The sequence below is a fragment of the Vibrio sp. SCSIO 43155 genome, assembly GCF_023716605.1.
In the GTDB taxonomy this organism is placed as follows: Bacteria; Pseudomonadota; Gammaproteobacteria; order Enterobacterales; family Vibrionaceae; genus Vibrio; species Vibrio harveyi.
The window spans coordinates 2,238,962-2,262,393 of record NZ_CP071852.1 but is presented as its reverse complement, the minus strand read 5'-3'; the positions used below and the strand labels follow the sequence as shown (position 1 = coordinate 2,262,393).

Here is a 23,432-nt window from a genome sequence, read left to right as displayed (position 1 = left end):
CATGAAATGTTCGAGAAGAAACTTTTTAGCCGGCAGCGGCGCATTGATATTGACCACGGGCGTTGCAGGCACCTCTGTTGTGAGCTCCTCTCTTTATGCCAGCGACAGTGAACAAGGTAAACGTTTAGGTATGGTGCATGATGAGAACGCTTGTATTGGGTGTACCGCCTGTACAGATGCTTGCAGAGAAGTAAATAAGGTGCCTGATGGCGTGACACGCCTTAAAATTCACCGTGGTGAACCGATTGGTGAATTTCCTGGCGTGGAGTATCAGTTCACTCGAGAGTCCTGCCAGCATTGTGATAACCCTCCTTGTGTATATGTATGCCCAACAGGGGCTGCCTATAAAGATGAAGCGACTGGTATTGTCGATGTACACAAGGAAAAGTGTGTCGGTTGTGGTTACTGTCTTGCTGCTTGTCCTTATCAAGTGCGTTTCTTTAATCCCGTCGACCATTCTGCGGACAAATGTAACTTCTGTAGAGATACCAATTTAGCGCAAGGTAAACAACCGGCTTGTGTTGAATCTTGCCCAACTAAGGCGCTGATATTTGGCGATCTGAACGATCCAACGAGTGACGTGAGTAAAGCGATAGAAAGCCATGTGGTGTACCGCGATAAATCACATTTGGGTACGCAACCTAAGCTGTACAAAATTCCGCATAGTAAAGGGGAGGTGTCATCATGAACGGCTTTGAAAGTGCTTTCCATTTTGACTCGTTAGTCTGGGATTGGATCATCGCGATTTACTTATTCTTAGCGGGCATGTCGGCTGGAGCTGTGATGATCGCGCTCTATCTTAAGCGCAAAGTCATTGAAGGTGATCCGGCGAATAATGGCATCATGAAAGCAATGGCTTGGCTAGCACCATTTGGCATTATCTCGGGCTTAGTGATTTTGATTTTCCACTTAACCAAACCTCTCGAGTTTTGGAAGATCATGATTTACTACAACCCGACGTCAGTTATGTCGATGGGCGTCATCCTGTTCCAAGTCTATATGATTGTTTTGTTCGTGTGGATTGGCACTATTTTCCGTCATCAAATCATCCGTTTTTGTGAAGGAAAATTGCCGAGCAAATTGCTCGATTTGGCGGATACTGTCTTGATCAAAGCAGGTAAAGCGAATAATGCCGTAGAATTGTTCTTAGGTTTCTTGGCGATTGTACTCGCGGCATACACAGGCTTCTTATTGTCTGCACTCAAGACTTACCCAATGCTCAACAACCCAGTGCTACCAATCTTGTTCCTATTTTCAAGTTTGTCTTCCGGTGCTGCGGCCAGTTTGATGTTTGGTATCTTGGTATTTAAAGAACCAACCAGCAGTCCTAGTGTGTCATGGGTACACGGATTTGAACGCCCAGTCGTATTGTTTGAGTTGTTTGTCCTAGTTACCTTCTTTACCGGACTGATCTTCAGCGGTGGTCAGAACGAAGTCGCGGCTTGGAATGCGATATCGACGGGTTTTTGGGCACAATGGTTCTGGGGAGGCGTGATCCTCATCGGTATGTTAATGCCTTTGACGCTCAATTGGTTGACGCCTGCCGAAGTTCGTCACAAAGGTGGCTATGTGTTCGTGGTGACTTCTTTGAGTTTGGTTGGGGTATTGATGCTTCGTACCTTCATTCTCTATGCCGGTCAAATGACCATCGTATAAAGGAGGAAAAATGGAGGCTGAGCTGGGATTTTTCTTATTGATACTGGTCGGTGTCGCATCGACTTGTACGGCATTATTGCATTGGATGAGGCGCGCCATGAATAAGAAGGTGGTATTGCCCCATCAAATAGCGATGTCACACATCATCAGCTTAGCCTCTTTAGTTTGTTTAACCCTATTGATCATCAGTTTTATTCAGGACAACTTCGCCTTAGAGTACGTGGTCACTCATTCTAATAGCCAATTGCCCATGACGTTTAAAATTGCTGCCGCATGGGGAGGACACCAAGGCTCGATGTTGTTTTGGGTGGTCACGTTAAGTCTTTGGGCTTCTTACATAGCACGCAAGTTACCTATTAGTGGGCAATACACCGCTGATTGTTTAGGTATTATGAATATTCTGATTGCGGTGTTTGCGTGGTTTACACTCCTTACTTCTAATCCATTTGAATACGCGCAAGAGTTGGCTACACAAGGGCGGGATTTGAATCCGATGTTGCAAGACGTAGGGCTGATTATTCATCCACCTTTGCTGTATTTGGGCTACGTTGGTTATGCGGCAATTTTGGCATTTGCTCTAGCGGCGCTGTTAGGTCCGCGACCAATTCATGAATGGTATAACGCAGCACGTGGTCCAGTACTTTTTGCTTGGGGCACTCTCACGTTGGGTATCATCGTTGGGTCTTGGTGGGCTTATAACGAACTTGGATGGGGTGGCTGGTGGTTCTGGGACCCAGTAGAAAATGCGTCGTTGCTTCCTTGGCTAACTGGTGGTGCGTTACTTCATAGTGGGGTCATTGCGACGAGAAACAAGGGGGCAATTTGGAGCACTTATGCGTTAGCTTTTGCAACATTCAGCTTAAGTATTCTCGGCACATTTGTGGTGCGTTCTGGTGTGCTCACTTCGGTGCATGCATTTGCTGTAGATCCAACCAAAGGTCTTGTATTGCTTAGCGTGCTGTGTCTGCTAGTGATTGTGACTTTTGCCTTGCTTATCACCAAAGGCGAACATATCGCCCGTTTTCAACTTCGCACATTAACCAGCCGAGCCTACACCGTTTATTTTGCAATTGGATTGCTCGTTATGACGACAGCAATCGTCTTTCTCGGCACCTTTTACCCTATGCTTTATCAACTCTTGGGGTTGGGGAATATTTCAGTAGGAGCACCGTATTTTAACAGCCTTATCTTCCCTTTAAGCCTGCTAGCGCTCGTTGCTCTTGCGCTAATGCCCATACTGAAATGGAGTAAAGGCATCAATCAGACGATGGCTTCCCAAACCGGAACTGCAGGCGCGATCTCGTTTGTTGTCGGGTGTGCTTTTATCTTTACTGTCGACGTTATTCATCTGACAAGCCTTATCACGCTAGTATTGTCAACGTGGGTCGGAGTGTCACATGCCTTAATGCTATTTAAAACAGAAAATAGACGTTTGCGGTTACCAAAGGTGTTTGCGCATATTGGCTTTGCGGTAGCATGTTGCGGAGCTGTGTTTAATAGTGACTATTCATATGAATATAATCTGCGTGTAGAACCGGGTATTACGTCTCAAAGAGCTGATATTAGCATCGACTATCATGGGATAGAGTGGCGAGTAGGTCCAAACTACACCGCCGAGCAAGGAATGATCGATCTGCGCCTTGAGGACGGTAGCCGTCTCAACTTTACGCCAGAGAAACGCCATTACCCTGTGCGAGTGATGAATATGACCGAACCAGCGATTCGCTCGCGGTGGTATGGGGATTACTATGTGACGTTAGGTGATAAAGTCGATATTCATGCTTATGCGATTAAAGTGCAGTATCGGGCTGGGATCTGGTGGATCTGGATCGGCGGCATTCTAGCGGTGCTAGGTATGTGCACGACATTAATGACGAAAAGAAAAGAGGCATTCAATGCGACCGAGAAATACGCTTAAATTAGCAGGGTTAGTCGCGAGTGTGATTGCATTTGCTGTTGTAGCGACTATCGCGTTATCAGATAGACCGAATGTCGAATTGTCTCAGCAGCGCAATTTATCCATCCCTGAATTTACCGCCACGTCTTTACTTTCGGGTAATGACGTCACTCAGCAAGTTTTTAAAAAGGAACAGTATAAATTACTGAATGTTTGGGCATCTTGGTGCGGCATATGCAAGCGTGAACATGAAGAATTATTGCAACTTGCTGAGCTTGGTGTCGTTATTATTGGACTGAATTATCGAGACAACAATCAAGCTGCTCGTGAATATTTGAGCTCTAAACGAAATCCATACACAGAGGTGATCAGTGATCCAAATGGTAGGCTTGCAGTTGAGCTAGGGGTTATTGGAACACCAGAAACGTATTTGATTGATCAAAATGGCAGGGTGTTGATCAAATATCGAGGTGAGTTAACTTCGGATAAATGGAACGATATATTTTCAGGTTATTTGAATGTTTCGATTTAATTATCTATTTCTCATGCTAGTCACGTTTGCGTTATTTTCTTCTTCGCTAAAGAGTGAAGAAATTGTGCAGAATGTTGATCTGTTTGAGTTTCATTCTATTGAACTGCAACAACGTGCAACGAGATTAGCCAAGACATTACGCTGTCCGCAGTGTCAGAACCAAAACTTAGTTGAGTCAAACGCGCAGGCTGCAAAAGACCTGCGTTTGAAAGTGTATACCATGGTGAATGAAGGACATTCAGATCAAGAAGTGAAAGATTATTTGGTGACTCGTTATGGGAATATTGTTCTATATAAACCACCATTTAATTATTCTACTGCCATGCTGTGGATCCTTCCGGCGTTATTTTTGATCTTTTTTGTCCTATATTCGATCCGAATGATAAGGCGTGATTAATGTGACCGTTATTCCACTATTAAAAATAAATTGTGCACATAACAAACAGAATGTTATCATTTTCTCGAATTTATGAATGCTTCAGCGAATAGCAAACGATATAAATTGAGCTGGAGGAGTAATAAAGAATGAATAGGTGTACGCAGTGGATTCAGTTATAACGCAATTAAAAAAGGACTTTTATTCGCAGATTCGTGCATTGCAGTCACCGAAACTGCCTCAAGTCACTTCATCTCTCGCGGTGTTGACCGACGAGGAAATTCAAGAACTCGAAGCGGTCTGGATTGAGCTCGCCGTATGGAAGCGAAGCCAAACGCATTGAATGCCAGATTTTAATAACTCTTTCTAAACCCCAGGCAAATATGTCTGGGGTTTTTTTATTGTAGTTCGTCATAAATGTTATATTATAACAATTGTAAAGTCGGCTAGCGGGTGTTATTCCGATAGGATTTCCAAGCTTGTCACACATAAGAATAGGGCTCGTTGTGATCTCAACATTGAAAAATGCGGTATCAATCCCCATAGTTGAAGAGCAAATGAGAACAATCCCATGAATGCAATAACGAACATGCATCAAGCAATAAATCGAGTGAGTGTAGATATGGCGGAAGTACGTGCCAGAGTAGATTTTAAAGTCGGGGCTAACAGTAACATTGATGCCGAAATCCTGTCTTTTCGCGGTCTGAAGACGGATAAAGAGCATGTAGCAATTATCTTTAAGCAAGCAGACCAAACACAAGACATGCCTTTAGTGCGCATGCACTCTGAGTGTCTGACTGGTGATGTGTTCCACTCTTCACGCTGTGACTGTGGCGAGCAATTGGAAGAAACCATCAACCGAATGGGTGAGTCAGGTGGCATTATCTTATATCTTCGCCAAGAAGGTCGTGGGATCGGTTTGTACAACAAAATTGATGCGTACCGTTTACAAAGCCAGGGTATGAACACATATGAAGCCAACAACCACCTAGGCTTCGATGATGACTTGCGCGATTTCACCGAAGCTGCACAAATGCTTGAGGCGTTAGGGGTTGGAAAAATCCGTCTCGTAACTAATAACCCTAAAAAAATCCGTGAGTTATCGGAATACGGAATTGAAATTACAGAGGTTGTCAACACTTCAGCGCACATTAAAGATGGCAATGAAAATTATCTTAAAGCAAAGGTTTCACACGGGAAACACCACCTAAAGGTTTAATCTTAAAGATAAATTTGACAATAATGACTGTTAAAGGCCTCATTTTTATGAGGCTTTTTTTGTATCTGGAGTTGCAAATAAATTGTAAATTTGTATTATCTCGGGACAAAAGTGCAAATAAGAATAATTAGCACTACCAATACGATAATTAAAATGCTCAACAAGGATGCTTCAGATGAATGCAAAAACAGTATTAGTCCAATCTATTGCTGCATCACTCCTCATTGCCAGTGGTTCTACGGTTGCTGCGACAGTAACTAAACAACAAGTGGTCGAACATTATGCTGACGTGGCACACGCCGTGTTCGCTGATTCTGTGACTACAGCGAAAACACTCGACGTAAAAATCGATGAGTTTCTTGAATCCCCATCAGCGAAAAAGCTTGAAGAAGTTAAACAAGCTTGGCTTGACGCTCGCGTACCATACCAACAGTCTGAAGTTTTCCGTTTTGGTAACGCAATCGTCGATGATTGGGAAGGTCAGCTTAACGCATGGCCGCTCGATGAAGGTCTGATTGACTATGTCGCTTCTGATTACCAATATGAGCTTGGTAACGAAGGTGCTGCAGCAAATATCATCGCAAACACAAGCCTACAAATTGGTGCGTCTAAGCTAGACGTTTCAAAAATTACACCAGAGTTGCTAGCGGATCTAAACGAAGTGGGTGGCTCTGAAGCAAACGTTGCTTCTGGTTACCACGCGATTGAATTCCTACTTTGGGGCCAAGATCTAAATGGCACAAATGCGGGTGCGGGTCAGCGTGCTTATACTGACTTTGTGGTTGGTTCTGAATGTACGAATGATCATTGTGACCGTCGTGGTGAGTACCTAAAAGCGGCTGCAGATCTGTTGGTTCAGGATCTTGAGTGGATGGAGAAGCAGTGGTCTTCGGAAGTAAAAGGTAATTACCGTGAAGAGCTTCTAAGCGAATCTGCGGATAATGGTCTTCGTAAGATGTTGTTCGGCATGGGCTCTCTGTCTCTAGGTGAACTAGCGGGCGAACGTATGAAAGTAGCGCTAGAGGCAAACTCTACTGAAGATGAGCACGATTGTTTCTCAGACAACACGCATAACTCTCATTACTACAATGAGCAAGGCATCTACAACGTTTACACAGGTACGTACAAAGGTGTTGACGGAAAAGAACTGTCTGGTCCAAGTATTGCGGATTTAGTCGCTCAAAAAGACAAACAAGCGGCAAAAGAGATCCAAAAGCAGTTTGATACAACACGTAGCCAAGTGGGCGAGCTGGTTACTTCTGCAGAGAAGAATAACCAACACTTTGACCAGTTGATCGCAGCTGGTAATACGCAAGGCAATGCGTTAGTCAATGACACGATTATGTCATTGGTAGCTCAAACAGGTGCGATTGAGCGAGCGGCGAACATCGTCGGTATCGACAGCTTAAGCCCTGATACTGCTGATCACGAGTTTTAATAAGAAAACCATAATAAATAAGGGCTCTTTGTGAGCCCTTTTGCCGTTTGAGCTCGTTGTTATCACACCTGTCGTATTAGTAGAGCAATGATATGAAGCCATACCTATATTCTGCGCTAGTCGCGCTCCTTTCTTCTTCTGCCATGGCTTATGATGTTAAGTCTGGTGGCAAAACCAGCGTCAAAAAAGACGGCGCTAACGCGTATTCTCTTCCTGCTGCCAACCTGCCGATGAGCAAACGGCTGGACTTTAGTGTCGGCAACAGTTTCTTCCGTAACCCTTGGGTACAAGCGCCAGCATCAACAGACGCTCGTGATGGACTGGGACCTTTGTTTAACACGAATGGTTGCCAAAACTGCCATATCAAAGATGGGCGTGGTCATCCTCCGGAAAAAGACGATTTGCATGCGGTCTCTATGCTAGTGCGCCTCAGTATTCCAGCAATGACTCCGGAGCAGAAAAAAGCGTACATCAAAGATGGCGGTATCCCTGAGCCAACTTACGGTGGGCAGCTACAAGATTTTGCACTGCAAGATCAAACGCCGGAAGGCAAGATCAATATCAGTTACACCGACGTGCTAGTTACTTTTAAAGATGGCACCAAGGTCGTACTCAGAAAGCCAGTGCTGCAAATTACGGATTTAGGTTATGGGGCGATGCACCCTGATACAGAGTTCTCTGCGCGTGTTGCTCCGCCAATGATCGGTCTTGGTTTGCTGGAGAGCATTCCTGATAAAACGTTGCTGGCTTGGGCTGACGAGCAAGATACAAACAAAGATGGTATTTCTGGCAAAGTGAATAAAGTGTGGGACATCGAAAAAGACGATTTCTCAATTGGTCGATTTGGCTGGAAAGCAGGGCAACCGACGCTCATGCAACAAAACGCCGCTGCATTTAACGGCGATGTGGGTCTAACTAGTCATTTGTTCCCAAACGAAAACTGCACTTCTAAGCAGACGATTTGTGATGACATGCCTAATGGCGGCAAACCAGAGGTGAGTAAAAATATCCTCGATTTTGTTGAGTTCTACAGTCAACACCTCGCAGTACCGGCACGTCGAAATATCAATGATCCCGAGGTTCAGCTTGGTCAGCAGATTTTTGCGTCTTCTGGCTGCGAAAGTTGCCACAAGACGAGCGTAAAAACCGCTAAGCGACCGGAATTACCGGCTCTTTCTGAGCAACTTATTCACCCTTATACCGATATGCTTCTGCATGACATGGGTGATGGCTTGGCAGATAACCGTCCTGAGTACCTAGCGAATGGCCGTGAATGGCGAACCGCGCCGTTATGGGGGATTGGTTATACCGAAGAGGTAAATGGTCATACTTACTTCTTACATGATGGTCGTGCACGTAACTTAATGGAAGCCGTATTGTGGCACGGCGGCGAGGCAGAAACGGCTAAGCAAAACGTTTTAGCGCTCAACAAGAAAGAACGCGACGCATTGATCGCATTCCTGAATTCTCTATAAGGAGCCAACCATGAAAAAAACTTTGTTAGTGAGTGCGATTGCCGCAACGTTAAGTTTGGCTGGCTGCCAATCGACAAACGGGTCAAGCTCTGTTGAGCCCGAGAGTACAAGCCATATTTCACAAAACGTATACGAGGTGGAGTTTAACGCGGCACAGGCGTTTGTAACTCAGACAACCAAGTTAGAGCAGAGCCTCACAGAATACTGTGCTTCACAAATGAAAGGTGACGCACAAATTAAGCAGCAATGGCATCAAACCATGTTGGTGTGGATGGCATTACAAGGGCAAGAGCGTGGACCTGCGACCGCATTAGAGCAGAGCTGGAATGTGCAATTTTGGCCAGATAAGAAGAACACGACTGGACGAAAAATGTCGGTCTTAACGAAGTCTGACCAAATTTGGAGCGCAGAGGATATTTCGACTCAAAGCGTAACAGTACAAGGGTTGGGTGCGCTGGAATGGTTGCTTTACGACAAGGCGTCGAGTTTATCTACTAATAGCAATACGTGTGCTACCAGTATTGCGATTGCAGAAAACCTTAATAACAAAGCAAACATCATTGCAGATTCATGGGCACAAAACCCATGGAAGTCATTAGACATGACGGAGTGGGAGTCTGAGTACATTTCGTTGCTGTCTAATCAATTAGAATACAGCATGAAGAAGCTGAGCCGCCCATTGGCCAAAATAGGCAAACCGCGTCCTTATTTCTCAGAATCATGGCGTTCACAAACTTCATTGTCTAACTTGAAGGCTAACCTTGAAGCGTTACAGGCTCTCTATCTTGCTAATGGCTCTGGTTTAGATGCATTGCTTCGTGATCAGGGGCATAGTGAATTAGCTGATCGTGTTGTTCATCAATTTGATATGGCATTGGATACGTGGCCTGAAGATAAAAGCTTGTTTGCCGCGCTGCAAACCAAAGACGGTTATCGAATGGTTCTCGCACAATACAACAAGCTTGAGCAACTGAAGTATCTGATCCACGAAGAGGTGGCTATCGAACTTGGTGTCGTTATAGGATTCAATGCAACCGATGGTGACTGATCAAACTCGCCGAACCTTACTGAAAGCCGCTTTGTTTGGAGCGGCTGCCCCTGTTCTGCCGTTCGGTTGCACTTCAACAAACACACGCGAGCCTGCTTTGATTGGCTGCTCTATCATTGGACGCGACAAATACGCTGCCGTAGTTGCCAATGAACATGGCATGCCGCTGTCTTCACTGCCAATCCCTGAACGGGGTCATGGCGTGGCGACCAACCCGCAAGGTCATGCGGTTGTCTTTGGTCGTCGTCCCGGCACCTTTTTTATGGTGTTTGACTATCGTTCGGAGCAAATGGTCAAACTGGAGTTAGCAAAAGTGGACCGCCATTTCTATGGGCATGGTGTTTACTCCCATGATGGTCATTACTTATTTGCTACTGAGGGGGAAAGGGGAACAAGCCGAGGGATCATCGGAGTTTATGATGCGCAAAGGCAGTATCAAAAAATTGAAGAATTGAGCGGATTTGGTCTCGGACCTCATGAAGTCATCATGATGCCTGACGGCGCTTTAGCCATTGGTGTTGGTGGCGTCCACACGAATGGACGCGAGCCGCTTAATCTAAATACCATGACGCCAAGTCTGAGCTATCTTTCGCAAGAAGGAGAATTGTTAGACCAAGTGTCTTTACCCGATCATAAACTGAGTATTCGTCACCTTGCACATGATGGTGTTGAGACAGTGCTTTGCGGTCAGCAATATCGTGGTGAGCCGGATGAATCCCCAGCTTTGATCGCCATGCATACACGTGGTGGTGAGATGCAAGATTTGCAAGCTGAACCGGAGCAGTGGGCGCGTTTTAATCAGTATGTGGCAAGCATTGCTGCGACAGAAGATTGGATATTAGCAACATCACCTCCGGGAAGTTGTTACGGTATTTGGTCGAAATCCACCGGGCAGTTGGTTGAATTGAATGCACTACCAGATGCTTCTGGTGTCGTCACTTACGGTGATGAGTTTCGCGTCAGCTCTGGTGCAGGGAGAGTGGTCGAACAAAGACCTACAGAGTCAAAGAATACTTTTGCTAGCGGCGTTCAATGGGATAACCATTGGGCGAGAATTGTCTAGAAAGATCATTAAGTAACATCTTATTGAGGATCTTGTTGGCATTTTCGTTTGCAGATTCTTAATTTTAAAGCGGCAACCCGTGAGATATTTGCCATACTTTTTTTATGGCACGTAACGAAGGGATCGTTTCAGTGATTGCTAGACTCATAATGATAACGGCACTTTTGGTGCCGTTTTGCAGCTTTTCAACCGTGGTTTCTCCCGATGCATCTGCACAAACAGAGCAAGAGGGCGCGGTTGAGCAGTTGTCTGTGGAGAAGATGATCCACTATCCAGATGTCATCGATCAGCTCTACCAAAGCACCAACTACCGTCTCAACTGGGAAAATGAAACTGATGTTGATCAACTCATCTTTCAAATTGAGCTGGTGGCATTGGCGGATGTGACCTCTGAATTTGATGACCAACTGCGACGTATTGAACAAGTACGCGAACAAGGTGATGAGCTTGACTTTGATCTGGTGATGAGTGATTCACTCCTCATGTATTTGTCCTACCTTGAACAAGTTCCACAAGAAGGCATCAATTGGCTATTTGCAAATAAAGTTCACGTTAAACTGCCTGCGCCAAGTATCGAAACGCTGTCGTTGTTGAGTAATGAAATCACGGTAGGCAAACTTGACCAGTTTCTTGCTGAACTTCGCTCCCCCCTACAAATGGATGCATCATTTAATACCGCTTTTGCTTCATTATCGACTTACGCGCAGTTTGAGTTCCCTTTGTATCAGCAAGAGCAGAGATTGGCGAGAGTCGGAGACGAGCTATTTGATAAATCGAGCCTGATAGCGCGGATGCAAATCGTGGGCGTTGAAGTCGGTCATTTAGACACAGAGACCACACGTTATGATGAAAACCTAGAACTCGCGGTGATGGAGTTTCAACGTATTCATGGCTTAAAGCAAGACGGTATCATCGGTCCCAATACGATTCGCTGGATCAACTTCTCTCCTGAGCAACGATTGCACTCTCTAGCACTTAACGCAGAGCGCTCGCGGATTTGGGCAAAAGAGCGTGACAACGTGGTGTTTGTCAATGTCCCCGGCTACGAAGTGACCTACTGGCATCAAGGACAAGCACTGTTTGAATCCAAAGTAGTGGTAGGGAGAGCATCACGCAAGACCCCAATCATGACGGGCACGCTCGATTCCGTTATCTTAAACCCAACTTGGAATGTTCCTTGGAAGATCATGGTCAAGGACATCATCCCTAAGGTGAAGCGCAATCCCATGTATCTGATCGAGCATAATATCCAGATCATCCGATCATGGACCTCGCAAGAGATCATTGACCCAACCACAATTAACTGGGCAACGGTCAACCCAAGAAGCTTTCCTTACCGGATGAGACAGTCATCGGGTTCGCACAATGCTTTAGGGTTGTACAAGTTTAATATGCCGAACCCACAAGCAATCTATCTACACGATACTCCAAGCAAAAACTTGTTCAATCAAGATCGGAGAGCGTTCAGCTCAGGGTGTGTTCGCGTTGAGCATGCTGATCAACTTGCTGAGTTGCTCTTTAAAACGCAAGGTCTTGAAGAACGGTTAGCGAAAAAACGTCAAAGTGGACGTCGCTCCAACACCTCAGTGCCTTTGAGTGAGCGAATTCAAGTGCACATCATTTATCAAACCGCGTGGTTAGAAGAAGGCACGCTCTACTACCGTGATGATATTTATCAATACGACGACCAAGGGTAAAGGGCACACTTAATTTAAGAAAATTTACAATTAAGAAAATCTGTTTTTTGTTCAATAAGTAAGCAAAAAATCCAGCTTAAAAGCGACAAGCCGGACCGGTTTATGCATTTGACGCGTTAAATAGGTTTCGGTAATGTCCGCTGCTCGTACAGTAATTGAGCAGTATATTTGTCATGGTAAGTCGTAATTTTTCCCGTCGTGATTTTCTTAAAATGACCGCTGGTGGTGTTGTGGTCGCCTCGGCGATGCCAAGTTTGTCTTGGGCTTCATTGCCTGATGAACCTCGTGTGCTTGCGATGAATAATCTCAATACTGGTGAGCTTTTGGAGTCATGCTACTTCAACGGTAGTACTTATGTGGACGAGGAACTTAAACGGCTTGATAAGTTTTGTCGTGACCATCGTCGCAACGAAATCCATCCAATGGACCGCCGCTTATTTGATCAAATCAGTCAGATCCAAGCACTGATAGGTACCGATGCAGAGGTAATTGTGATTTCAGGGTACCGTTCGCCTCTAACGAATGCATCGCTACGCAACAACTCTTCTGGCGTGGCAAAGAAAAGCATGCACATGGAAGGCAAAGCGATCGATTTTCGCTTAGATGGCGTCAAGCTTTCGACCGTGCGTGATGCCGCATTAAGTTTAAAAGCGGGTGGTGTTGGCTATTACCCACGCAGTAACTTTGTACATATCGATACCGGCGCAGTACGTTCTTGGTAATGCCTGCCTAAGACTTAATTTATTGACGTAGAAAGTCGTTAATTACCCATGGCTCAGCGCTTGAAGTCACTTTGGCTTAGTGTCATAGTTGCCGCAGTTTTCACGAAAATTTATTCGGTATAGGTTATCTATGGCTCTGAAGTACCAAGTTGTTCCCGTAACATCTTTCTCTCAAAACTGTTCTATTGTCTGGTGTGATGAAACCATGAAGGGCATTGTGGTTGACCCGGGTGGCGATGAAAAGCAACTGGCAATGCTGATCAAAGAGTTGGGTGTTGAGGTTGTAAACCTAGTTCTGACACACGGTCACTTAGACCATGTGGGCGGCACTGAACCATTATCTGCTCTTCTTGGTGGTACTGAAATTGTTGGGCCACACAAAGCGGATAACTTCTGGTTGCAAGGCTTGGAAGGTCAGAGTCAAATGTTTGGGTTCCCATTGACTGAAGCGTTTGAACCACATCAATGGCTAAATGAGGGCGATAAGGTCTCTTTTGGCAACCAAACTTTAGATGTTATTCATACGCCTGGACATACGCCTGGTCACGTTGTGCTTTACAGTGAAGAAGCTCGTCTTGCTTTCGTTGGTGATGTTTTGTTTAACGGCAGTGTAGGTCGTACAGATTTCCCTCAAGGGGACTTCAATACATTGATAAGTTCGATCAAAGAAAAGCTGTGGCCACTCGGCAACGATGTAACTTTCGTTCCTGGGCATGGCCCACAATCGACGTTTGGTCATGAACGCAAGACAAACCCATTCGTTGCAGACGAAATGCCTCTATATTAAGGCGCATTGAATTAAGCATCTGGCTCGGCGGCAGCTAAGTAACGTCGAGCCAATCCTACAAACTCTTCAGCTTCTCGGTCTAAGTCACTGGCTGAAATAAACACGTCATAGCCGTAAAACTGCCTCTGATACTTCATTCTATTCGCCAGCATGGCTTGTAGACCTTCGTAATGCATGCCTTCTTGATTAATGTATGGAGCGGGGTCTAACACCATATCTTCAAATTTTGTTTCGCAATTATTTTGTCTTGCGCCTAAGTAAAGCAAAGCTCGTTGCCCTAATAAAATTTCCGTTGCGATTCGAGGACAGATCGAGTTGAGATAAGGGGAATAGTGCTTCAAGCGAATACCAATCCAAGGTAAAGGCTGATGCCAACCTTCTTGCTCGTAGGTGCAAATACCGATTGAATCAATGTCTTTCCAACGTAGTACCCAGCCGCCTTTGAAAAGATGTTGCTGGAAATGAGAAGCGGTGAGCGTGAAAGAGACCTGACTCTTTTTGATCATTACAATGGCAAATCCAACGATGAGTGCCATCAAGACCACCGACAGCATGGCTTGTTTCCATCCTGGAGCAATTAAAACCAGAAATAAGGTAATCGTGACAACCATAAACATGATCAATTTGTTGATGGGGGAGTCAGATTTGAAATGTGAGTTGCTGAGATGCCGCGTTTCCATGCTTTTAGCCTCATTGAACAATGGTGTTGAGACTCTTGTCTTTGATATTCATTTACTTGCTTATTAGAAACAAAGAACCTCTGTTTTTATACCCAGTATTCAATAAATCTGTTCACAATTTATCTGATTAAATAGTAGACGTTCTATGCAATGAGCGCATTTTTCATCGCGTTTCGCCGCTAAAACCTACAAATCGTTTGTGATTTTTGGTATAAAACGCGCTTCAAATTTTCATCCCTGCTGAGATGCAGTGAACTGGAGAAATATTCAATGAGACTTGCTCATAAGCGTAAAGTGCAGATGAAACTGCAAAAACGCATTAAAGCGACAGTAGCAAACGTAGTTGCAGCACCGAAGGCGGCTAAACCTGTTGTTGAGAAAGCAGCAGCACCTTCCGTTGCTAAAAAAGCTGTTGCTGAAAAAGCAGTAGCTGAGAAGAAAGTAGCTGCAGCAAAAACGGTTGAGGTTGCACTTACTCCTAAGCAGCAACAAGTACTAGATATCGTTGTAGCAAACGCAGAAGGTATCAACCCTAAAGGTATCGGTCTGGCTGCTGGTCAAGAAGACACTAAAGCGGCATCATGGGCTACTGGCGCACTGAAGAAGCTTCTTGAAGAAAACCTAGTTCAAAAAGAGCAGTTAGCAGGTAACAAAGTTATCTATAAAGCAGTTTAATTACCGCTGTAATTCTGTTTTTTGCATTAAATACCCCGGCATTGGTCGGGGTATTTTTTACCTTAAGAGCGGCTTTTTCCCTTCCATAATTGAGCATTCTAACGATACAAACCCGTCATTTGTCACAATTTATTAAATACTGTGTAAATTCTTTCGCAGTTAACCACGTACGTGCTTTCTATACTGCTCTCTCCAAATGAAATAGATAACATTCTGATTTTACGACTTTGTTTCATGATGAACGCTTATCACCTACGCAGAAATACGTAATACTAACGACTAAGCCTAGCTTATAGACACCGATTTGTTGCGTGTTCATGCCCATTTCTTACTTCCAAGTAATGTCCCATCTTCTATATCGAATCCTTATGTAATGGATGACAACAATAACCTTGGTGACAAAGGACGTGAACGATGAGTCTTATCCAAAAATCTTTGAAACGAGTACTCAAAGCGACAGCGATGGTAGCAACCATGGCATTTGTAGCGACTTCTGCTAACGCTGCTGACGATAAAGTGTATCGCTTGAAACTAGCGGAGACTTGGGGACCGAATTTCCCTATCTTCGGTGATGCAACAAAGAACATGGCGAAAATGGCAGAAGAAATGTCAAACGGACGCCTACAAATTCGTATTGATTCCGCAAACAAGCATAAAGCGCCGCTTGGCGTGTTTGATATGGTGAAATCCGGTCAGTACGACATGGGACATTCCGCTTCTTATTACTGGAAAGGCAAAGTACCAAACACCCTTTACTTCACCTCTATGCCTTTCGGTATGTTGCCAACAGAACAGTACGCATGGTTTTACTACGGTGGTGGCATGGAGTTGATGGAGAAGGTTTATTCTCCGCATAACTTGCTGTCTTTCCCTGGTGGTAACACCGATACCCAGATGGGTGGTTGGTTCCAGAAAGAAATCAAATCAGTAGATGATCTAAAAGGTCTGAAAATGCGTATTCCGGGTTTCGCTGGGGAAATTCTCGCAGAGCTGGGTGCAAAACCAACAAACATCGCACCGGGTGAGCTATACACTTCTCTTGAACGACGCACGATTGATGCATTGGAGTGGGTAGGACCATCTCTAGATTTGCGTATGGGCTTCCACAAAATTGCTCCTTACTACTATACAGGTTGGCATGAGCCTGGTACCGAACTGCAGTTCCTAGTGAACAAACGTACTTGGGAACGCCTACCAGATGATCTAAAAGCGATCTTACAAGTAGCGATGAAAGCGGCGGCTTACGATATGTACACGCAGTCTAAACATGAAAGTGGTAAGAACTGGGCATCTATCCAATCAGAATACCCAGACGTACAAGTTAAAGACTTCCCACCAGAGGTGATTTCAGCGCTGCGAGAAGCGAACGAGCGTTTGCTAAAACAGCATGCTGAGAAAGACGCGCTAGCGAAAGAAATCCAAGAGTCACAAGCAAGCTACATCGAGCAAGTACGCCCTTGGTCTGACATTTCACACCGAGCTTACTTAAACAGCCAAGCTCAGCAATAACTTCGTATCGCAGGCTATTTCGAGTGATTTAGCCTGCCAATGAAGCCCAAGAAAACTTCTCTTAGAGAAGGTCATAACAAGTGCTCCGCGAACCAGCGGAGCCAATCTCCCCCACGTTCCATGGAGTTCGGAATGAGAAGCCTTATTTATATTGAGCGAATCTTTAACCGCTTCGGTGATTTTCTAGGCTGGTTATCCAGCATCTTATTTATTTTGTTGCTAGCGAACGTGGTGTACGACGTTGTCATGCGCTACGTGTTCAATGACGTCTCGATCGCCTTTCAAGAAATGGAATGGCACCTTTTCTCTGCCGTGTTTTTACTTGGTGTGCCTTACGCAATTAAATCCGGCGGGCACGTACGCGTAGATATTTTCTATGAGCGCTTGTCATACAAAGCGCAGTCCATAATCGACATTTTAGGCACCTTACTTTTTTTGTTTCCCTTTTGCCTATTGGTTGCTTGGTTTGGTGTCGACTTTGCCAAGGAGAGTTACGCGCTGGGCGAGACATCTGGAGATCCGGGTGGTTTGCCATACCGATGGATCATTAAAGGTATGATTCCACTTTCGTTTTTGTTTATGGCGGTAAGCGGAGTTGGTTTGCTGCTTCATTCCATCAACAAAATTGTTAACCCTCATCTTATCTATGCCGGTAACAACGGTAAGTCGTAAAAGGAATTCAGTATGATCGGTATAGTGATGTTTTTTGTGGCGTTATTTGCGCTACTGCTTGGTTTTCCTGTCGCCTTCACCTTTGGCGGCATCGCATTAATTTTTGGCGTATGGGCAGAAGGCATTGAGATGTTTGCTTTCATGCCTTATCGCATTCAATCCATCATGGAGAATACGGTACTGATGGCAGTACCTCTGTTTGTCTTCATGGGATTAGTGTTGCAAAAGACCCGATTGGCTGAGCAATTGCTTGAGTCGATGGGGCGTTTGTTTGGTGGTATTCGCGGTGGTATTGCCATTTCAACCGTGTTGGTGGGTGCCTTGCTTGCCGCATCAACGGGGGTAGTCGGTGCATCGGTAGTGGCAATGGGGTTGATCTCCTTGCCAGTGATGCTTAAGTACAATTACGACAAAGGATTGGCTTGTGGCACCATCTGTGCGTCGGGCACGTTAGGTCAAATCATTCCGCCTTCTATAGTTTTGATTCTTCTGGGGGATGTTCTCGGTGTACCAGTCGGGGATTTGTTCCAAGCCGCAGTGTGGCCGGGATTGGTGCTGGTGGGCGCGTATGTGATCTACATTTTGATTTACGCCAAACTGAACCCTGAAGCAGCCCAGCCTATCGAGCGTGATGAGTCTATCAGTCGTAAAGAAGAAGTGATTACTGCGTTGAAAGCCGTACTGCCACCGTTGGCGTTGATTATTGTTGTTCTCGGCTCTATCTTTGCGGGTATTGCTACCCCAACAGAGTCCGCAGCACTGGGTGGGGCTGGTGCAATTGTATTGTCGTTGCTTTACAAACAGTTTAGCTGGTCGATGGTGTATGAAGCTTCGAAAGAGACCGTAAAAGTGACCGCGATGGTCTTTGCGATTTTGCTCGGGGCAACGGCATTCTCAATGGCGTTTACGTACACTGGGGGGGATTACCTTGTTGAAGAGTGGATGTTAGAACTTCCGGGTGAAAAATGGGGCTTCTTGATCATTACCATGTTAGTCATCCTTATCCTTGGGTTCTTCATCGACTTCGTAGAAATCTGTTTCATTATCGTGCCAATCATTGCGCCTGTTGCCGAGTTGATGGGTATCAACATGACTTGGTTTGCGATTTTGATTGCGATGAACCTGCAGACCTCATTCCTAACACCGCCTTTTGGTTTTAGTTTGTTCTACCTAAAAGGTGTGGCTCCAGCAGGCGTGACCACTCGGGATATCTACCGTGGTGTGATGCCATTCATTGCGATTCAGATTGTGGTACTTGCTTCATTGCTATTTTTCCCAGGATTCTATGGCATGTCCTAATGCAAGTAAGAAGCAAGGAATTGTGATGTGAAAATTTTCACCTTTTGAGACAAGTTGTTAAGCTGATTAGCGAGCAGGGTCTGTGATGTTTCGAACCGATTTTAATCGCGAAAGGTCAACAGCCCCAAGCCTAATCAGCGTTTCATTGGAGGGAAAGGATGCCTCTCAAAGCCAAGTTAATCTTGTTGGCACTGATCCCTGTGGTTTTGGTGTCAGCCAGTATCAGTTGGATTTCCATTTACCAAGCGAAAACCTTGGGGCAGCGTGAGGTGGAAATCTTTCATCAGAACTTAATTCAATCCAAAGAAGCGGCACTAAAAGATACCGTAGATCTCGCCTTTGATGCCATTTCTCATATCTATAACGATCCTACGCTTGAAGAGGCTGACGCGAAAGCGCGCGTAAAAGCGATCCTAAACCGCTTACGTTACGGTTCAGATGGGTATTTCTTTGCCTACGATAAGCACGGTACGAACCTTGTTCATCCCATTCTCCCGGACTTAGTCGGACAAAATTTACTGCATATTCAAGATGAAAATGGCGATCACCTGATTGAGGCTCTGCTTTATCAAGCGCAGCTTGGGGGCGGGTTCCATCAATATCTATGGCAAAAGCCCTCTACGGGGGAGGTGGTACCAAAGCTGAGCTATGCGGCATGGCTTGATAAATGGGATTGGATGATTGGCACTGGGTTGTATATTGAAGATGTGAGCCGTGAAGTCGCCAATATGCGTGCGGCAATCAATCAAAATATCGAGACTACCTTTTTCACCGTGGTGATTATTCTGGTGGTTACGGTGGCGGTGATCATCGTATTGACACTTGCCATCAATTTACACGAGCATCGTTTAGCGGATAAGAACCTAAAAGAGCTTGCCCACAAAACGGTGATGTTCCAAGAAGATGAGAAAAAACATCTGGCGAGAGAGCTCCATGATGGCATCAATCAATTGCTGGTTTCGAGCAAATGTCACCTAGATTTGATGGCGCATCGTATTGAAGATGAAAAGCTCAAAGCTCACCTAGATAAATCTCAACGCTCGTTGATCACTGCGATTAATGAAGTACGCCATATTTCTCACCAACTGAGACCAAGTGCCTTGGATGATATTGGCTTAGAAGCCGCGCTTTCTACACTATTGCAAGATTTTCATTCGCACTCTGGTATGGACATCGATAGCCATTTTGATACCGAGCAAGTGAAGTTGAAATCTGAAGTGGCTACAACCTTGTATCGTGTGGCTCAGGAATCTTTAAACAACATTGAGAAGCACGCCAAAGCAAAAAAGGTCACAGTAATTTTGCAAAAAATGGGCAATATGCTGCAATTACTGATACGAGACGACGGTACGGGTTTTATGGTCAACCCTTCAGTGCACCGACAAGGAATCGGATTGCGGAACATGCGTGAGCGTGTTGAGTTTATCGGAGGCGAGTTTGAACTCATGAGCGAGCCCGGTTTGGGGACGGAAATCACCGTATTGTTAGATTTGGATGGATTAGTTTATGGATAAACCAATTAGCGTGGTGATAGTTGATGACCATCAGGTGGTGCTTGATGGTTTTATGGCGCGTTTGGAACTGGAACCTGATATTGATGTGATTGGTACGGCGAGTAATGGGCTTGAGGCAATTGAAGTATCAAAGCTTCTCAATCCAGATGTCATCTTGATGGATATCAGTATGCCAATCATGAATGGCATTGAAGCTACTGGCGTAATTAAGGAAGAGCGTCCAGAGAGCAAAATTTTAATGCTCACCATGCACGACAACCGTGAATACATCATGAAGGTGATGCAAGCTGGTGCGGTAGGTTACATGCTGAAAGAAATTTCAGCAGAGAAAATGGTGCAAGCAATAAAAACGGTGAACCAAGGATCGACTTACTTTTGCGAATCCGTTACTCAGACCTTATTTACGCAGGATGTCGTCCCGGCAGCGCAAAAGCCGAACCCACTTAGCCGCAGGGAAGAAGCGGTACTTAAGTTAGTGGCGCAAGGAAACAGCAGCAAAAAGATTGCGACGCTGTTGGACATTAGCTATCGAACGGTAGAAACGCACCGCCATAACATCAAACACAAACTGGATTTGCACTCGACGGCTGAGTTGGCGAAATACGCTTTTGAAACAGGATTGATAGAGTAGGCAGGGGCGCCCTCATGCTTTCATACATCAGAGCGCTCGAAGGGATACTTATTCAGGCTTGGTAATACTGCCAAGTTCAAGCATAGGGGCAACATCAATATCTTCTGCATTCATCATGGTCGAGATGCGCTGCACAGAAGACAAAAGCAAGCTCTGTTCCCACTCTTCCAGCTTTTGGAAGCGGCTAATAAAATGCTCTTGCAATGGCGTCGGGGCCTGTTTTAAGGCTTCTTGTCCCTTCTCGGTCAATACCGCGTGAACTTTACGCTTGTCTTCGACACTGCGGCGGCGCTCAACAAGTTGGTTGCGCTCTAAGCGGTCAAGGATAGTGGTTGCCGTTGCCTGACTCATGTTGGTATGGCTAGACAATTGTTTGATAGTGACGTTATTTAATTCACTAATGGCACGCATCAGGATCAGCTGAGGAGCCGTCAAACCAGACTCTTTGCTTAACTTCTTAGAATGTAAATCAATAGCGCGGATGATCTGACGAATCGAGACCAAAACTTCTTCGTACTTTTCCAATTTCGTAATCCAGTCATTAAGGGATCATGTAACGAGGCGACACTAACTCAAATGCGCTGTTATTTAAAGGGCTTCGTTAGGGATCGCGACACCAATTTTCAATAATTTGCCTTGGCTCTCCTTATTGTTTTTAAGGTCATTGAGCGAGGAAAAAAGCAACGACTAGAATTATTATAGTAAGAAATGTTTGTGGTCTAAGTATTACTGTGGTTGTTTCCGCTTTTTTAGCTACACTTTTCTGATTGAAATGTAAGTTATTGGATTTTTTATCAGCAAAAGATAGACAAAAACGCCTCAAATGGTAGGATCTTCCACTTTCATGGAAAATAAAATGTATCGTGTTCAAATGATTTTTAATGCCTTGTTAAGAAGATTGAACATAAAAAGAGAGGAATAATGACAAAAGGTATAGATAAGTACAGTATCGACAGTACCGACTATACGGTTGGTCAAGACAACGTCCAGAAATGGGGTTTTGACGTACATAATCCTGTTTTTGGTATCAGTGCTGGTTTCATTGCACTGTTTCTTATTGCTGCACTTGTGCTGGACGCACACACCGCTAAGACCGCACTCGACGGCATTAAGTGGAAAATCATCGGTTCTTTTGACTGGCTGTTTATTATCTCTGGTAACATCTTCGTTATCTTCTGTTTAGCTCTCATCGTTTCACCAATGGGTAAGATTCGCCTTGGTGGTAAAGATGCTGTCGCTGATTACTCATTCATGTCCTGGCTGGCCATGTTGTTTGCTGCTGGTATGGGTATCGGTTTGATGTTCTGGAGTGTGGCAGAGCCAGTAGCGTACTTCACTGGTTGGTATGAAACCCCGTTGGGTGTAGAAGCAAACACACCAGAAGCCGCGAAGCTAGCACTAGGTGCGACTATGTTCCACTGGGGTCTACACCCATGGGCGATTTACGGTGTCGTGGCACTATCTCTTGCTTTCTTTACTTACAACAAAGGTCTGCCGCTTTCAATGCGCTCGATTTTCTACCCGTTATTGGGCGATCGCGCATGGGGTTGGGCTGGTCACATCGTGGATATTCTTGCGGTATTGGCAACCTTGTTTGGTCTGGCGACTTCTCTAGGTCTAGGTGCACAACAAGCGGCAAGTGGTATTCACCATGTCTTTGGCGTTGAACCAGGACTAGGGCTGCAAATTGTCGTTATCACCGTTGTTACGCTATTGGCGGTTGTTTCTGTTGTTCGTGGTATTGATGGCGGGGTAAAAGTCATCAGTAACATCAACATGGTGATTGCTTTCTTATTGCTTATCCTTGTTGGTTTGATCGGCTGGGCGGTAACACTAGGCTCTGTGCCAACCACATTGATGGCTTATGTTGAGAATATTATTCCACTGAGTAACCCGTTTGATCGTACTGATGAAGCTTGGTTCCAAGGTTGGACAGTATTCTACTGGGCTTGGTGGATCTCATGGTCACCATTTGTAGGTATGTTTATCGCTCGAGTTTCACGTGGTCGTACCGTTCGTGAATTCATCACTGCGGTTCTAATTGTACCGACAGCAGTTACCTTGATTTGGATGTCGACATTCGGTGGTCTTGCTATCGACCAAGTGATCAATAATGTGGGCGAGCTAGGTGCAAATGGTTTGACTGATGTTTCCCTTGCGATGTTCCAAATGTTCGATGTATTGCCATTCGGTAACATGCTATCCATCATTGCAGTCGTACTAGTATTGGTATTCTTTATTACTTCTTCAGACTCAGGCTCATTGGTTATCGACAGCATCACCGCTGGTGGTAAAGTCGACGCGCCAGTGTTACAGCGTGTATTCTGGGCATTCATGGAAGGTGCGATTGCGGTTGCATTACTGTGGATCGGTGGCTCTGAAGCTGTTCAAGCGCTGCAAGCGGGTGCAATTTCTACTGCACTGCCATTTACCGTCGTTTTATTGGCGATGTGTGTCAGCCTGCTTATGGGTATGAGAACCGAACGTCAATAATTGATAAGATTTATAAATATCACTTAAATATTAGTAAGTTAAAAAAGCC

23 protein-coding genes are annotated in these 23,432 nt (G+C 45.1%); 21 read left to right on the top strand and 2 right to left on the bottom strand.

The window, feature by feature from the left end:
- The first annotated feature begins 1 nt into the window (after position 1).
- The 14 genes from nrfC (at position 2) to J4N44_RS10830 (ending at position 13,910) form a co-directional block, all read left to right on the top strand.
- Positions 2-688 carry a cytochrome c nitrite reductase Fe-S protein gene (nrfC, locus tag J4N44_RS10895; protein WP_222326434.1) on the top strand — a complete coding sequence of 229 codons (687 nt, stop codon included), beginning with the start codon at positions 2-4 and terminating at the stop codon, positions 686-688.
- A complete protein-coding gene (gene nrfD / locus J4N44_RS10890; protein ID WP_005445111.1) occupies positions 685-1,656 on the top strand; it encodes a cytochrome c nitrite reductase subunit NrfD in 972 nt (323 codons plus the stop codon). Before nrfC ends, nrfD begins: the two co-directional genes overlap by 4 nt.
- A gap of 10 nt (positions 1,657-1,666) precedes the next feature.
- Positions 1,667-3,574: a heme lyase CcmF/NrfE family subunit gene (locus J4N44_RS10885; protein WP_252044448.1), complete on the top strand. Its 1,908-nt coding sequence runs from the start codon at positions 1,667-1,669 to the stop codon at positions 3,572-3,574.
- Complete coding sequence (locus J4N44_RS10880) at positions 3,552-4,085, top strand: DsbE family thiol:disulfide interchange protein (RefSeq protein ID WP_222326438.1); 534 nt, start codon at positions 3,552-3,554, stop codon at positions 4,083-4,085. The genes J4N44_RS10885 and J4N44_RS10880 overlap by 23 nt, the downstream gene beginning before the upstream one ends.
- Positions 4,072-4,482, top strand: coding sequence for a heme lyase NrfEFG subunit NrfF (nrfF, locus tag J4N44_RS10875; RefSeq protein ID WP_005445117.1), 411 nt, complete (start codon positions 4,072-4,074; stop codon positions 4,480-4,482). The genes J4N44_RS10880 and nrfF overlap by 14 nt, the downstream gene beginning before the upstream one ends.
- Positions 4,483-4,627: 145 nt before the next feature.
- A complete protein-coding gene (locus tag J4N44_RS10870) occupies positions 4,628-4,804 on the top strand; it encodes a hypothetical protein (RefSeq protein WP_005445119.1) in 177 nt (58 codons plus the stop codon).
- Positions 4,805-5,083: 279 nt separating this feature from the next.
- Positions 5,084-5,680, top strand: coding sequence for a GTP cyclohydrolase II (locus tag J4N44_RS10865; protein ID WP_005445121.1), 597 nt, complete (start codon positions 5,084-5,086; stop codon positions 5,678-5,680).
- 175 nt (positions 5,681-5,855) lie between these two features.
- Positions 5,856-7,118: an imelysin family protein gene (locus J4N44_RS10860; protein ID WP_005445123.1), complete on the top strand. Its 1,263-nt coding sequence runs from the start codon at positions 5,856-5,858 to the stop codon at positions 7,116-7,118.
- Between the two features lie 92 nt (positions 7,119-7,210).
- Complete coding sequence (locus J4N44_RS10855; RefSeq protein WP_045489406.1) at positions 7,211-8,593, top strand: di-heme oxidoreductase family protein; 1,383 nt, start codon at positions 7,211-7,213, stop codon at positions 8,591-8,593.
- 10 nt (positions 8,594-8,603) lie between these two features.
- Positions 8,604-9,641 carry an imelysin family protein gene (locus tag J4N44_RS10850; RefSeq protein WP_252044447.1) on the top strand — a complete coding sequence of 346 codons (1,038 nt, stop codon included), beginning with the start codon at positions 8,604-8,606 and terminating at the stop codon, positions 9,639-9,641.
- Entirely contained in the window at positions 9,622-10,704 is a 1,083-nt protein-coding gene (locus J4N44_RS10845) for a DUF1513 domain-containing protein (RefSeq protein ID WP_252044446.1), read from the top strand. Before J4N44_RS10850 ends, J4N44_RS10845 begins: the two co-directional genes overlap by 20 nt.
- Positions 10,705-10,835: 131 nt before the next feature.
- Positions 10,836-12,401 carry a L,D-transpeptidase family protein gene (locus J4N44_RS10840; protein ID WP_503064191.1) on the top strand — a complete coding sequence of 522 codons (1,566 nt, stop codon included), beginning with the start codon at positions 10,836-10,838 and terminating at the stop codon, positions 12,399-12,401.
- Positions 12,402-12,574: 173 nt separating this feature from the next.
- Complete coding sequence (mepK, locus tag J4N44_RS10835; protein ID WP_005445130.1) at positions 12,575-13,123, top strand: peptidoglycan L,D-endopeptidase MepK; 549 nt, start codon at positions 12,575-12,577, stop codon at positions 13,121-13,123.
- Positions 13,124-13,253: 130 nt separating this feature from the next.
- Complete coding sequence (locus tag J4N44_RS10830; RefSeq protein WP_005445137.1) at positions 13,254-13,910, top strand: MBL fold metallo-hydrolase; 657 nt, start codon at positions 13,254-13,256, stop codon at positions 13,908-13,910.
- Positions 13,911-13,921: 11 nt separating this feature from the next.
- Here the strand turns inward: J4N44_RS10830 and J4N44_RS10825 are convergent, their stop codons facing one another.
- Complete coding sequence (locus tag J4N44_RS10825) at positions 13,922-14,590, bottom strand: DUF2982 domain-containing protein (protein WP_049536629.1); 669 nt, start codon at positions 14,588-14,590, stop codon at positions 13,922-13,924.
- Positions 14,591-14,860: 270 nt separating this feature from the next.
- On the opposite strand from J4N44_RS10825, the gene J4N44_RS10820 reads away from it, so the two are divergent.
- The 6 genes from J4N44_RS10820 to J4N44_RS10795 all read left to right on the top strand — a co-directional run bounded on the left by J4N44_RS10820 (position 14,861) and on the right by J4N44_RS10795 (position 20,890).
- The gene (locus tag J4N44_RS10820; protein ID WP_005445139.1) at positions 14,861-15,265 is read left to right on the top strand and encodes a hypothetical protein; all 405 of its coding nucleotides are present in this window, start codon (positions 14,861-14,863) and stop codon (positions 15,263-15,265) included.
- A gap of 414 nt (positions 15,266-15,679) precedes the next feature.
- Positions 15,680-16,774 (top strand): TRAP transporter substrate-binding protein, encoded by a 1,095-nt coding sequence (locus tag J4N44_RS10815; RefSeq protein ID WP_005445140.1) that lies wholly within the window; start codon positions 15,680-15,682, stop codon positions 16,772-16,774.
- A gap of 132 nt (positions 16,775-16,906) precedes the next feature.
- Entirely contained in the window at positions 16,907-17,446 is a 540-nt protein-coding gene (locus J4N44_RS10810; protein ID WP_005445141.1) for a TRAP transporter small permease subunit, read from the top strand.
- Between the two features lie 12 nt (positions 17,447-17,458).
- Positions 17,459-18,745 (top strand): TRAP transporter large permease, encoded by a 1,287-nt coding sequence (locus J4N44_RS10805; protein WP_005445143.1) that lies wholly within the window; start codon positions 17,459-17,461, stop codon positions 18,743-18,745.
- A 158-nt stretch (positions 18,746-18,903) separates the two neighbouring features.
- Positions 18,904-20,259 (top strand): cache domain-containing protein, encoded by a 1,356-nt coding sequence (locus J4N44_RS10800; RefSeq protein WP_049536623.1) that lies wholly within the window; start codon positions 18,904-18,906, stop codon positions 20,257-20,259.
- Positions 20,252-20,890: a response regulator gene (locus tag J4N44_RS10795; protein WP_005445147.1), complete on the top strand. Its 639-nt coding sequence runs from the start codon at positions 20,252-20,254 to the stop codon at positions 20,888-20,890. The genes J4N44_RS10800 and J4N44_RS10795 overlap by 8 nt, the downstream gene beginning before the upstream one ends.
- A gap of 48 nt (positions 20,891-20,938) precedes the next feature.
- Here the strand turns inward: J4N44_RS10795 and cosR are convergent, their stop codons facing one another.
- Entirely contained in the window at positions 20,939-21,415 is a 477-nt protein-coding gene (gene cosR / locus J4N44_RS10790) for a MarR family transcriptional regulator CosR (protein ID WP_005445149.1), read from the bottom strand.
- A 396-nt stretch (positions 21,416-21,811) separates the two neighbouring features.
- On the opposite strand from cosR, the gene J4N44_RS10785 reads away from it, so the two are divergent.
- On the top strand, positions 21,812-23,383 hold the full coding sequence (locus J4N44_RS10785; RefSeq protein WP_005445152.1) for a BCCT family transporter: 1,572 nt from the start codon (positions 21,812-21,814) through the stop codon (positions 23,381-23,383).
- Positions 23,384-23,432 lie beyond the last annotated feature (49 nt).